The sequence below is a fragment of the Myxococcus sp. CA040A genome (genome assembly GCF_013336725.1).
GTDB classification, from domain to species: domain Bacteria; phylum Myxococcota; class Myxococcia; order Myxococcales; family Myxococcaceae; genus Myxococcus; species Myxococcus llanfairpwllgwyngyllgogerychwyrndrobwllllantysiliogogogochensis.
This window is the reverse complement of record NZ_JABUMR010000008.1, coordinates 52,353-65,146: the sequence shown is the minus strand read 5'-3', so window position 1 is coordinate 65,146 and position 12,794 is coordinate 52,353. Positions and strand designations below refer to the sequence as shown.

Sequence of the window (12,794 nt, the reverse complement as noted above, 5' to 3'; positions counted from 1 at the left end):
CCCACGTGATGAACACCCCTGCACGACCGCTGGTGAGCTTCCCGCTGCTGCCCGTGCCCGACGAGCGCGGGGAGCTCCACTTCCCCACGCTCGAGGCGAGCGTGCGCCAGTCCATCGAGGTCATCCTCCGCACGCGGCCGGGCGAGCAGCTGATGCGCCCCGAGTTCGGCGCGGGCCTGGAGGAGTTCGTCGGAGAGGCGAACGTGCTCGCCACGCGACGCCGCATCCGCGACCTGGTCGTGGACTCGCTGGCGCGGTGGGAGCCGCGAATCGACGTGGAGCGCGTCGACGTGCTGGAAGTCGACGGCGCGCCCGCCCACGCCCGCGTGGAGCTCGTCTACCGGCTGCGCCGCACCGGCACGGTGCAGGGGCTCGGGCTGACCCTGGACCTCGGAGCCTAGGATGCCCATCGTCCCTCCCAGACTCGACGACCGGAACTTCGACGACCTCGTCGAGGAGCTGCTCTCCCGCATCCCCGCGCACACCCCCGAGTGGACCCACGCTCGCCAGGGAGACCCGGGCCGCACGCTGCTGGAGCTGTTCGCCTGGCTGGCGGACACCGTGCTGTACCGGGCCAACCTCATCCCGGAGCGCCAGCGGCTCGCATTTCTGCGCCTGCTGGGCATCCAGCTGCGCCCCGCCGTCGCCTCCACCAGTGTGGTGGGCGTGCGGTTCGACAGCCAGACGCTGCAGCCCTCTGTCGTGCTGCGTCCGTACTCGGAGGTGCGGGGGCCGGTGCCCTTCGAGACGCGCACGGAGCTGCCCGTCCTGCACCTGACGGCGGAGGCCTACTACAAACGGCCGCTGACCCAGGCCGAGCGCCAGGAGATGAGCCTGCTGCTCACGGGCCTGTCGCGCGTGTACGGACTGTCCTCCGCGCAGGCCGCCTACTACGTCACCACGGCGCTGTTCCCCGGCGGCGTCGCGGAGTCCGCGGGCTTCGACGTGGTGGAGCGGACGGTGGACCACTGTCTGTGGCTGGCGCTGCTGGCGCCCACCGCGGCGGACGTCGCCCCGCTGCGCCAGGAGCTGAACACGGGCTCCGCGGGCGCGCCCCGGGTGCTCAGCGTGGGCATCATGCCGTCCATCGAGGTGCCCGCCCTCCATGAGGAGATTGGCCCCCGCGCCCGCATCCCCCACCAGTGGGAGCTGAGCGGCGTCCCGGACGCGCAGAGCAACCCCACCTACCACCTGCTGTCGGTGGCCTACGACTCCTCGCAGGGGCTCACCCGCCGCGGCGTCATCCACCTGGTCATGCCAGGCCACCCGATTGGCGTGCCGTCCAACGACGTGCGCCAGAGCCTGCACGCGGGCGTTGGCGACCGCCCTCCCCGGCTGGATGACGTCAAGCGCACCGAGCGGCTCGTCGCGTGGCTGCGGCTGCGCCCCACGGTGAGGCTGTCGCACCTGTCGCTCAGCTGGGTGGGCATCAACGCGGTGGAGGTGGAGCAGCGCCGCACGTACACCGCCGTCGTCGTGGGCCAGGGCGACGGCACGCCGGACCAGGAGCTGAAGCTGCCCATGGGCTCGGTGGAGCGCGAGTCGCTCCAGCTCGAGGTGGAGGAGCCCGGCCAGGGCTACCGCCCGTGGACTCTCGTGGACGACCTGACGCTGACCGGGCGCGACTCGGCCGCCTTCCAGCTCGACGCGGAAGCGGGGTTGGTGCGCTTCGGCAACGGCGTGCGCGGCCGCATCCCCGTGGTGGGCATGCGCGTGCGCGTGGCCCGGATGCGCACCGGCGGAGGCGTGGCCGGCAACCTCCCCGCGGGCACGCTCAAGGCCCTAAGCGCGCTCACGCTGGACGGCACCGCGCCCTCCGGCGCGATGAAGGTGGAGCAGGCGATGCCCACGCAGGGAGGCCAGGACGCGGAGACGCTCCCGGACGCGGAGCGGCGCATCCCCTCCACCCTGCGCCATGGCGAGCGCGCGGTGACGGCGGAGGACTTCCGCTGGCTCGCCGCCGGCAGCCCCGGAGCGACGCCCGGCCGCGTGGAGGTGCTCCCCCGCTTCAAGCCCCACCAGCGCCGGGAGAACGTCCCCGGCGTGGTGACAGTCATGGTGCTTCCGCCCTCCAGCACCTTCCGCGCGCCCAACCCGCGCCCGGACCGCCCCTTCCTCGAGGGCGTCCACGCGCACCTGGACGCGCGCCGGCCGCTGGCCACGGAGCTGTACGTCATCGGCTGCGAGTACGTACCGCTGGGCCTGGCCACGGGCATCACCGTGCGAGAGGGCTTCGGCCGCGAGACGGTGGTGAACGCGGTGCGCGAGGCGCTGTTCCGCTGGCTGTGGCCGCTGCCTCCCGCAGGGCCACAGGGCGGAGGCTGGACGCTGGGGCGCGCCGTGAGGGACCGCGAGCTGGAGGTGGCCATCGCCCAGGTGCCCGGGGTGGACTCCATCACCGGCGTGCGCCTGTTCAGCAGCGGCACCGTGGTGGCGCTGCCGCCGACGCCCTCGGGCTCGGACGGGCCCACCTCCGCGCGCTTCGAGGTGCGGCCCGCGGCGTCCGTCACGTCCACGGGCGCCTCCGGCTCCGCGCTGCCCGCGAGCACCAGCCCGTCTCCCTCCGGCTGGCGAGCACTGGCCGGCCCCGTGCCCGGAATGCCAGTGGAGCTGGTGCTGCGCCCCTGGCAGTTGCCGGAGCTGATGGCCGTCGTCGTGGACGCGGACGGAGGCCTGCCGCGTGACCTGAAGGGCGCGCCAGACCCGTTCCAATCCCAGCCCGGGGTCGCCGTCCCCGTCGTCCCAGAGGTCTGCTGACCATGGATGCGAACCGGCTGCGCTTCTGGATGCTGGCAGAGCCACTCGTCCACTGGGAGCCCCTCCCGGAGGGCCCGTCCCTGCCGCACGCCATCCACCGCGACACCCGCCGCCGCAGCGTGCGGCTGGCGAGCTCGCCCGGAACGTTCCCCTGGACCGAGCCCGACGCACCGGCGCGGGCCGAGCAGCTCGTGAACCAGGTGCCCGGCACGCTGGACGCGTTCGGCACCTGGGCCTACCTCGACGCGGCGACGGCCACCGTCATGGCCGCTGGCGCCGGCCCCGAGCCGTACCCGCTGCTGCGCTTCGACGCCACCACGCCCCGCGCGCGGCCCAATGACCTGGTGCTTGGCGAGGATGGCGTCCTCTATGTCGCCACGGGCGGCGGCAAGGTGCTGCTCAAGGACACACGCAACCGCTGGGACCCGGCCACCACGTCGCTGGAGGGCTTCGAGGCCTGGCGGCTCGCGCCCGCGCCCGGAGGCGGTGTGTTCGCGCTGGGCCGGCCCGCCTCGCTCAGCGCTCCCTCGGGCCCCGCCCAGGTCCAGCTGGCCCAGGTGACGGGACGGCCGCTCCACCGGGGCCTGCCCGGCGAGCGCGCGCCCACCGTCTTCAACCCCGAGGACAACCGCGACCCGCCCCGGATGTCGCTCATGCTGGACGGCCCCAGCCTCCCGGGCGAGGTGCTGGTGGGGCTCGCCACCTGTCCGGACGGACGGCTCGCCCTCTTGAGCTGGGTGCATGACGCCGCGAGCGCCACGCCGCCGGGCGACGGCTCCGCGCGCCTGCGCTTCGTCACCGGCACCGGGTTGACGGCGCCCGTGGCGCTGCTGGGCGCTCGCAGGCCCTTCAGCTTCGCGTGGGTCTCGGACGAGCGCCTCGTCGTGCTGGTGCGTACGGGGGAGACCACGACGCAGGTCGTGGCCTACGAACTGGAGCCAGGGCAGCAGCTCGCCGCGCCACTGGGCGACTACTACCCACTCACCCACCACGACGGCGGCCCCTTCCTGCATGGCCCCCGCGAGCAGCTTCACTACCCCATCCTGGGCGGCCCGCCCGAGCCGCTGCACCCGGTGTCGCTGCCGTCCTTCGCGATCCATGGCTCCCTGCGCAACGCCACGCCTCCCGATGCACCGCTGCTCGACGCGGGAAGCGCCCGCGCCGTCTGGCACCGGCTCTATCTGGAGGCCTGCCTGCCGCCCCGCTGCGGCATCCGCGTCTTCCTCGCGGCGACAGCCACCGCGCAGCGCCCGGCCGAAGACGCAGAGGACACCTGGCACGAGCACCTCTTCGGGGACGCGTCCTCCGTCAGCGGCGCGCTTCAGGTACCGCGGGGCTCGTGGGTGCCCGAGTCCTCGGAGCTGCCCTTCCATCCCGGGCTGCTGCCCGGCGAGTCCGTGCCCGGCCGCCGGGGACTCTTCACCGTGCTCATCCAGCGCGCGGGGCTGCGCGTGCGCTCGCTCCAGGGGCGCTACCTGTGGGTGCGGGTGCAGCTCGTCGGAGATGGCCGCTCCTCGCCGGAGTTGGCCGCGCTGCGCGTCCATGGCCCGCGCTTCTCGTACGCAGAGAACTACCTGCCGGAGCTCTACCGAGAGCAGGTCTTCGGCGACGAGGCCAACGCGCCGGCGACGAGCACCCCCTCGGACTTCATGGAGCGCTTCCTCGGGCTTGTGGAGGGTGTCCTCACGCCCATCGAGGACAAGATCGCCGGCGCCTCGCTGCTCACGGACCCGCGCACCGTCCCCGAGGAGTCGCTGGAGTGGCTCGCGGGCTGGATTGGCTTCTCCTTCGACGCCTCCATTCCCCAGGAGCGACGGCGGCGGATGCTGGAGGCCGCCCCACGCATCCGTCCCTGGCGCGGCACGATGCGGGGCCTGCGCCTGGCCTTGGACGCCCTCACCGACGGAGGCATCTCGCGAGGAGGCTTGGTCGTCGTGGAGGAATTCCGGCTGCGCCGCACCTTCTCCACGCTGCTCGGCATCAACCTGGGCGACGAGGAGGATGCCTTGCTGCCCGGCCTGCATCGCAGCGGCAACTCGTATGTCGGCGACACGCTGTTCCTGGGCGCCGAGGACAGCCGGGAGTTCCTCGCGCTCTTCGGCCCCGACCTCCCGACGACGGCCGCCGAAGAGGCCGCGGTGGAGCGGTTCCTCGCGGAGCTCGCCCACCGCGTCACGGTGCTCGTGCACCAGGACCTCGACGCACGGGAGCTGGGCCTGGTGCAGCGGGTGGCGGAGCTGGAGGCCCCCGCGCACGTCGCCGTCTCCGTGAAGCGGGCGAGCCATCCGCTCATGGTGGGCGTGGCGTCGCTCGTGGGCATCGACACGTACCTGGGCCCACCGCCCGGCCCCCAGCCCCTTCGCGTGGGCGAGGGCGCGCTCGGCAGCAAGAATCTGCTCGAGCGACCACCCAGCCTGGACCCCCGACTTCTTGCAGGAGGTTAGCCGATGAGCTCCCCCATGGACCCGCTGCTCGAGAACGAGGCGACCGACCGCACGTACTACGCGACGGGCGTCCTCCTGGACACGCCGGACTTCGTCGCGGAACAGACGTACCACCGGGGCCGGCTGGCGCGCTCCCTCGCGGCGCTGCATGGCCCGGGCACGGCCTCCGGCCTGCGCGTCCTCCACGAGCCGTACTCGGACGCGCTCAGCGAGGCGGAGGTCGCCGTCCAGCCAGGGCTCGCGGTGGATCCGCTCGGGAGGACGGTGGAGGTCGCGTCCCGAGCGTGCATCCGCGTCAAGCGCTGGTACGAGGGCCACGACGCGGCGCAATTGCTCAGGCGGGCGCGGGCGGACCTGGGCATGGGCCTGCCTCCGGCGGAGCTGCCCGAGCAGGCCGTGGTGGCCGACCTCTTCGTGCGCTTCCGCGTGTACGAGCGCGGCTGGACGCCAGCGCTGGCCTCGGGGCTCTACGACGCGACGGACGCGGTGTCGCCGGCGCGGCTGCGCGACGGCTTCGAGCTGCGGCTCGTGCCTCGGTTGGAGACGGTGCTCCAACCGCTGCCCGGGGTGCCCGCGGGGCCCTGGCCTCGTCCCGCGGGAGGCACGCCCTTCCCGGGTTCGTCCGGGGACGAGGCCACGCGCAGGAGCGCCTTGAAGAAGGCCATCCTCGACTCATGGCTGCCCAGCCGCCAGTCACTGCTGGACCGGCTGTGGGGCGATGAGTTCCTGCCCCATGCGCTGCGCTTCGACGCGAGCCAGCCCGGGGGCAAGGTGGCCGACCCCGCCTGGGTGTTCCTCGCTCGCGTGGCGGTGGGCGTCACCAACGCGGCGGATGGCGGTGGCAGGCCCGTACGCACGGGCGCGGTGGCCGTGGACAACGAGATGCGCCCGTTCGCCGTCACGGTGGCGGCGCTGGCGCGCTGGCTGGGCATCTAGCCCCTGGACTTCGACAAGACGCGGGGAGAGTGGCTGCGATGATTGATACGACAATAGGACCGGCGCGCGAGCGGCTCGAACCCAACGCCGCCAAGAGGCTGGAAGTCGCGGGCACACTCGTCCATGACGACCGACGGCTGCGCTCCTTCTTCTTCGATGGCCGCTTCCTGACGGCCAAGGACCTCACGCGCGAACAGGCCTACTTCCTCACCCGGCAGGCGGACCTGGGCCGCGGCGGAGGCGTGGGCGTGGTGACGGGGCTGAGCGTGGAGGAGGGCCCGGACCCGCGCGCGCTGCGCATCACCGCGGGCCACGGCGTCACCCCCTCGGGCGAGGCCGTGGTCATCCCTCGGGAGTTGACCAACGTCCGGCTGGACGACATCCCGGAGGTGCAGCGGCTGGACGCGGCCTTCGGACTGGCGCCCATCCCCCGCGAGACGGCCCGCAACCGCTCCGGGCTCTACATCGTGGCGCTGCGTCCGGTGGAGTACACGGCCAACCTGGTGGCGTCGTACCCCAGCTCCGTGGGAGGCACGCGCACGGCGCAGGACGGCGACATCATCGAGGCCACCGCCATCACCCTCATCCCCTACCCGGACAACCACGCGGGGGCGGGCTTCGAGTCGCGCCGCTCCCGGGTGGCCCATGAAATCTTCGTGCGCAACGGCGGCCTGCGCCCGCCGGTGGACGCCCTGCCCATCGGGATGCTCGCCCTGGACCACGGCGTCATCCGGTGGATCGACCGCTTCCTCGTGCGCCGCGAGGTGGGCTCGGAGCAGACGGACTTCCTGGGCTTCGGCCAGGCGCCGCGCGCGCTGCGCGAGGCCCACCTGCTGCAGTACCGGGAGCACCTGGAAGAGGTGCTCGAGTCCCGTCGGCAGGTCAACCAGGGGGAGCGCTTCGCGGCCAGCGAGCACTTCTTCGCCCTGCCCCCCGCGGGCCCACTCCCCGCGGCCGCCGTCGCCGTGAGCGGGCAGGAGTCCACGGAGGTCTTCTTCCCGCCCGAGGTGGACGTGGAGCTGTCGTTCGTCCCCGAGGACGAGATTGGCGCACTGCTGGCGGAGAGCCTGTTCCTGGCCCCCATCGACCTGACGAAGACGGGCGAGGAGCTGACCGCCGTGTCCGTGCTGGTGATGGTGCCCATCCCCCGTGAGGAGATGACCCAGGCCCTGTCCGCTCTCTTCCCCGGCGAACGGACCGGAACGCTGAAACTGCGCGCCACGGCCTCAGGCCTGGTCGCCATGCGGCGGCCGGGTGATGCACTCAAGGCGCTGACGCTGCGCCGCACGCCGACGGCGCTCGCCACGCAGATGACCGAGCCCAGCCTGGCCGACGCCGTGTGGAGCGGCCTGCTCTCCAACGCCACCACGCTCTGGTACGCGCGCCGCAAGAACTTCCCCTACAAGGCCGCCGTGGTGGGCCAGCCCCAGGACGCGGAGCCTCCCGACGACGACTTCACCAGCGCCCTAAAGGAGGCGGGGCTCTACACGGAGTTCCGCACCCTCCCCTCGCGCGCCAGCGCGCTGGGCATCGGCAAGGCCTACGAGCTGTTGAGCAACCTGCTGCGCGACGACGACGCCGGCGCGCGGCACCTCTTCGCGGGCGCCGCCGGGGAGATCCTCCGCCAGCAGCGTGTCACCGCCGAGTCGGTGGCCGCCGTGGAGAAGCGCTACACCTATGAGGGACGGGGCGGCGGCCTGGCGCTCCTGGCCAAGGCCCCCACCCCTCGGCGCACCACCGGCGCGAAGCCCGGGGCCAGCGTCGCGAGCACGCTTCCCCAGGAGGCCCTCGCGCGCGCCAGCACCATCGCCGAACTGGACCGCTACGCCCTGCAGGCCGGCCGGGAGGGCGCGGAGAAGGTGGAGCACCTGCGGGGCATCGTCACCCGGACGCTTCGGGAGGGGCGCACCCTGGACAGCGCCGTCGAGGAGATCCGCGAAACGCTCGAGACGCCTCCCACCTAGCCACGGACGGAGAAGACGCAGCCCATGAACACCCGACCGCTGAAGGAGTCGCTCCCCGACGAGCACGTCCTCCAGGTGGAGCCGCGCCCGAGCCCGTCGGTCGATGCCGACTGGCGCAGCCGCCCCCACCTCTACAACGGCCGCGCGCTCTCCGCCGAGGCGCTTGCCTCCGAGCAGAGACAGCGCTCCGGTCGGCTCGCCCTGCGCGGACAGATGCGGGCCCCGGGCGTCATCGCCGGGCTGGAGGTGCGCCTGGAGCAGGAGGAGTCCACCTCCGGTGGCGCACCAACGTTCCTGCTTCAAATCAGTGCCGGCATGGGGCTGATGGCCACGGGCGAGGACGTGGTGATGCCGCGCGCCGCCCGCGTCCGCGTGGACCGGCTGCTGGCCTACTGGCAGCAGCGGCCCGAGGGGCCGGTGGACTTCGACATCAGCATCCTGTCGGACCGGGCGGAGGCGGACATCCCGAGGACACACGCCGATCTGCAGGCGGCCGTGCTCGTCCTGGTCCCCCTGGAGACGCATCGCAAGGCGCCGCCCGCCGCTCTCGTGGACCCGTGCGAGGCCACGTCGGAGGACGAGGCCTTCGAGGATGAGCAGCTCGTGGAGGGCTGCGCGGTGGTGCTCTACGCTTGGCCGCCGCACTGGCCCCTGCCCACGCGGGATGACCAGTGGCGCAACCGACTGGCCTGGGAGCTCTTCGAGCGCGAGCGCCTGCGTCCTCACGGAGAACATGCTCCCTGGGGAGAGGTGGGCGTGCCCCTGGCCCTCATCGGCTTCGACCCGCCGGCGGACGAGGGCCAGCCCGCGACGCCGCTCTTCATCGACCGCGCCGCCGTGGTCCGCGCCGGCGGCGCTCCTCGCGCGCGCACCCCGCTCCTTCCCTCCCAGGGCACGCCCCTGCTCTGGCAGGCCCGCATGCAGCAACTGGCCGAGCACCTGGCCTCGCTCGCGCCAGAGGAGGTCGAGAGCGGCGCCGCCATGATGGCCCTGGACAGGCTGCCCCCCATGGGCATGCTGCCTCGGAACGCGCTGAGCGTGGAGCTGGGCGAAGTGGGCGTCGCGCGCCGCTTCTTTCCCGAGTCCTTCGAGCTGGAGTTCGTGCCCGTCCCGCTCGAGCAGTTGGACGCGGTGGCCCATGCCAGCGCCTCCCTGGCGCCGCTGAGCACCTCTCGGCCCGAGCACGTGCGTGTGCTCGTCCCGGTGCCCGAAGCGCACTTCCAGCCCCATCTCTTGCGCCGGCAGGAAGTGGCCCCCGAGTTCCAGGAGGCCATCGAGGCCGCGCTCGCCCGGCTGGGTGAATGGCTGCGGCGGCGCGAGGACCTGCGCGGCAAGGCCACGCTGCTGCTCAACGCGCTCGAAGGCCGCAAGACGAAGGCCGAGCGGTTCCCGATGCCGGAACCCGACGAGGTTCCCGGTGAGGAGCCGAGGCCCAGGCCCCCCGACCCGAACCCGTATGGCCCGGAGGAGGCGGACTACGGAATCGTCAGCAACACCGTTCCCGCGCTCGACGAAGTCCTCCCTCCCCTGGGAGAGACCAGCCGCTGGGGGGACCCCGCCCTGCTCGGCTTCGACGCGGATGAGGTCTCCACCTCCATGTCGACCGCGTCGGGCGCGGACCGGTTCGGCCTCGCCGCGCGGCAGGGCGCGGACACGCTCGCGCTGACGAGCTTCGCGGACACCTGGCAACCCTGGGAGACCCTCCTGGGCACGTTGGAGGGCGCCACGCAGACCCTGCGCGGCTTCAGGGTGGTCTGGAACGACAGAGACCCCGCGGTGGTGGTCCTCGTCAGCGAACCCGGCGCCCCCCCTCCGCCAGGAGGCCCCAACGTCTCACCGGCAACCTGGTTCGTGCGCGTCTACCACCACACGGCCGGTAGGGGCTGGCGCTGGGAGGAGACGCGGCGGGCCCAGGCGACCGCCATCTCCGACTTCACCGCGGTGTCCTGGGGCGAGGGCCGCATCGACGTGTTCGCCGCCTCTTCGACGACGGTGGAGGCGGGGACGACACACGAGGTCCTCCACTTCACCTGGGTCGACGAACTCAAGGACCCACCTCCCGTCGCCTCGCTGACGCAGACGGTGGGCCGGCAGGTGCAAGGCCTGAAGGCCCTCCAACGGGAGGAACAGAACAACACCCGGCGCATCGACCTGCTCTTCCTCGCGAAGCAGGCGGAGGTCGGAGACCAAGAACCGGCCTGGCTTCACCACCTCTCTGGTGTGCACGAGGCCGGCGCCTTCTCGCTGAGCGCCATCACCCTGGTCGAAGTGAACAGCGCCACGGGCGACGCCCTGGCGGCCTGCCTGTCCGGCAAGGCCGTCCTGGACGTCCTCGTCATGAGGTCCACCGGCATCTTCCACGGTCGGTTCCAGACGGACTGGAACTTCGACGACGCCCCCCTGAGCGAGGCGAATGGCAGCTCCGGCCTCCAGGTCGTGTCGCGGATGGACGGGCAGCTCCATGCCTTCTGGTGGACCCTGCCCGACATGCTCCTCTTCAATGCGTGGTTCGACGGCGACAAGTGGCACCCGGCGCGCATGCTGGCGCATGTGGATCTGCTCCGCGTGGGCACGGTGTTCGACGCGGCCATCTCCGGCGGCACGCCCGAGGTCTTCCTCGCCACGCAGAACGGCCTCCAGCACCTCAAGATGCTGCCGGACAGTACGCGCGCGCTCGTGGAGCAGCAGGGACTGCGGGGCACCCTTGCCCAGACGCAGGGCCTGCTGAACCGGGTGGACGACCTCATCCAGGCGGGCTCCTCCCAACTACAGGCGGACACCCAGAACGTGCGGCAGCTGATGCTCGGCGGCAGCACGGAGGCCAGCCGGTTGGTGGTGTCCCCCATCCTCGGCGCGACCATGGTGCAGAGCCCGCTGGCGGCGCGAGCCGACATCGAGCACTACTTCAACCGCTTCCTCAAGCGGCGCTTCGTCCCGGAGGTCGAGGACCCCGTCAGCAAGGAGGACGCCCGCGAGACGCTGGTCCAGGCCACCTTGACGCGCGCCTCGCTGACCGGGCGACTGGTGGAGCTGGTGAGGGAGCTCCAGGTCGACGTGGCGGGCATGAACCTGTCGGGCATCGCCATCCACGACGGCAGCGCCACGAAACCGAAGGTCCGGCTGGTGGTGGGCACCAAGGTCGTCGACCGCGAGAGCATCCCCCTGGACACGCTGGTGAAGAACCGCACCCAGTTGGATGCCGTCGTCCAGCGGCTCACCCTGGAGCCGGAAGGCATCGAAGCGGCGCTCCAGGGTCGTGTTCCGCCCGTGTCCTGGGGGCCGAACGACTACTTCAGCACCTCGGTCCATCACCTGGAGGACATGCTCGTGCTGCTCCGGGAGCTGGAGCGCCGGACCCGGCCCTTCGCCAACGCGGTGGCGGGCTACGAGCGCGCCCTCGCCCGCATCGAACAGGACCATGCCGCGCTGGCCAGGCGCCTGGCGGTCGTGGACACGGAGGTCGCTGAAGGCCGCCAGGACGTCACCGTCGCGCGCGCCCTGAAGGCGGAGGAGCAGATCCGCGTCCACGACATCAACGAGCGGCGCCAAGAGGTGCTCGACCAGCACGTGCCCTTCTTCGTCTACCAGCGCCCCCGCCAGTGCGACCTGACGAGCGACGCGCCCTCGCACGTGCTGGACCCGGGCTTCGTTCCGGACATCCTCCCGGAGGTGCTCGCCAGCACCGCCGCCGCGCCCCCGGAGCTGCTCGCCTTCATCGAACTCGTCCGGGACTCCCCGCTGAGGTGGTTCACGCTGGCGCCCCGGCTCCTGGACGGGCTGGACCGTATCGGGCTCCTCCACCGCACTTTCGAATGGGCCCAGGTGCGCGCCATCCAGCGGACACCCATCAAGTACCCCGTCGTCACCAGCCGGGCGGCTTCGCCCTACGTGAAGAGCCTGTCCCGCCTGCTGGCCGTGCGCGAGGACCTCATCGCGCATCAGCGCGTCGCCTTCGTCGGCCTCCAGCCCGCCATCCTCCAGGAGCGCACCTGGTTGGAGCTGCGGCAGAACGCGCGCGAGCAGCTGTCGCTGGGGGACCTCATCGACACGGCCCATGGCCGCTCCGACGTGGGCCGCGATGCCTCCACCGAGCTGGAGGACATGGCCAAGGTGGCCACGGGCCTGTACCAGCGCTTCGGCGAGGTGCTGCCGGCGCTGCGCCTGGAGTGGGCCGAACGGATGAGCCAGTACGACACGCCCGTCGACCTGCGCGACCTGTCGCGACTGCCGGGCTGGAGCACGGTGGACGTCGTCGAGCGGCGCGCGTTGCAGCAGCTGACGGACTGGCTGTACCAGCGGGTGGTGGCCACCGAGCCGGAGGCCGTCTCGCTCATCAGCGACCTCGTGCGCGGATGCATGTTGCTGGCGAGCCACGCACCGGTGAACGAGCTGCTGTCCGGACACGTCTCCCGGCCCACCGAGGCCCGTGTGGGAGGCTCCATCGAGCTGGCGGTGGACCCCTCCCGGGTGCGCGTGGGCATGCATGTGACCATCCGCTCCGAGCAGCGGACGGTGCAGGCGGTGGTGGTGGACCTGTCCGCCAGCTCCGTGCGCGCCCGCGTGGTGTTGACGTCCGCGCCCGTGGTGACCCTGCAGGTGAAGACCTCGGCGTATTTCTCCGAACCCGCCCGCGGCACCGGCGCCCTCCTGCCCTATGTGGGCATCTGGCGGTGAGGCCTCGATGAAGCCTGGA

At 72.4% G+C, this 12,794-nt stretch carries 6 protein-coding genes; all 6 read left to right on the top strand.

Features of this window, described 5'->3' with window-relative positions; genetic code table 11:
• Positions 1-8 precede the first annotated feature (8 nt).
• The 6 genes from HUA75_RS33300 to HUA75_RS33275 are packed head-to-tail and all read left to right on the top strand — an operon-like array spanning position 9 to position 12,775.
• Complete coding sequence (locus HUA75_RS33300; protein WP_174459090.1) at positions 9-401, top strand: GPW/gp25 family protein; 393 nt, start codon at positions 9-11, stop codon at positions 399-401.
• A gap of 1 nt (position 402) precedes the next feature.
• A complete protein-coding gene (locus HUA75_RS33295; protein WP_174488684.1) occupies positions 403-2,757 on the top strand; it encodes a putative baseplate assembly protein in 2,355 nt (784 codons plus the stop codon).
• A gap of 2 nt (positions 2,758-2,759) precedes the next feature.
• Positions 2,760-5,201 carry a phage tail protein gene (locus HUA75_RS33290; RefSeq protein WP_174488683.1) on the top strand — a complete coding sequence of 814 codons (2,442 nt, stop codon included), beginning with the start codon at positions 2,760-2,762 and terminating at the stop codon, positions 5,199-5,201.
• Between the two features lie 3 nt (positions 5,202-5,204).
• Positions 5,205-6,137, top strand: a complete 933-nt coding sequence (locus HUA75_RS33285) for a hypothetical protein (RefSeq protein ID WP_174488682.1) — start codon at positions 5,205-5,207, stop codon at positions 6,135-6,137.
• Positions 6,138-6,175: 38 nt separating this feature from the next.
• Positions 6,176-8,101 carry a hypothetical protein gene (locus HUA75_RS33280; protein ID WP_174488681.1) on the top strand — a complete coding sequence of 642 codons (1,926 nt, stop codon included), beginning with the start codon at positions 6,176-6,178 and terminating at the stop codon, positions 8,099-8,101.
• A 24-nt stretch (positions 8,102-8,125) separates the two neighbouring features.
• Complete coding sequence (locus HUA75_RS33275; protein ID WP_174488680.1) at positions 8,126-12,775, top strand: hypothetical protein; 4,650 nt, start codon at positions 8,126-8,128, stop codon at positions 12,773-12,775.
• The last annotated feature ends 19 nt before the right edge of the window (positions 12,776-12,794 follow it).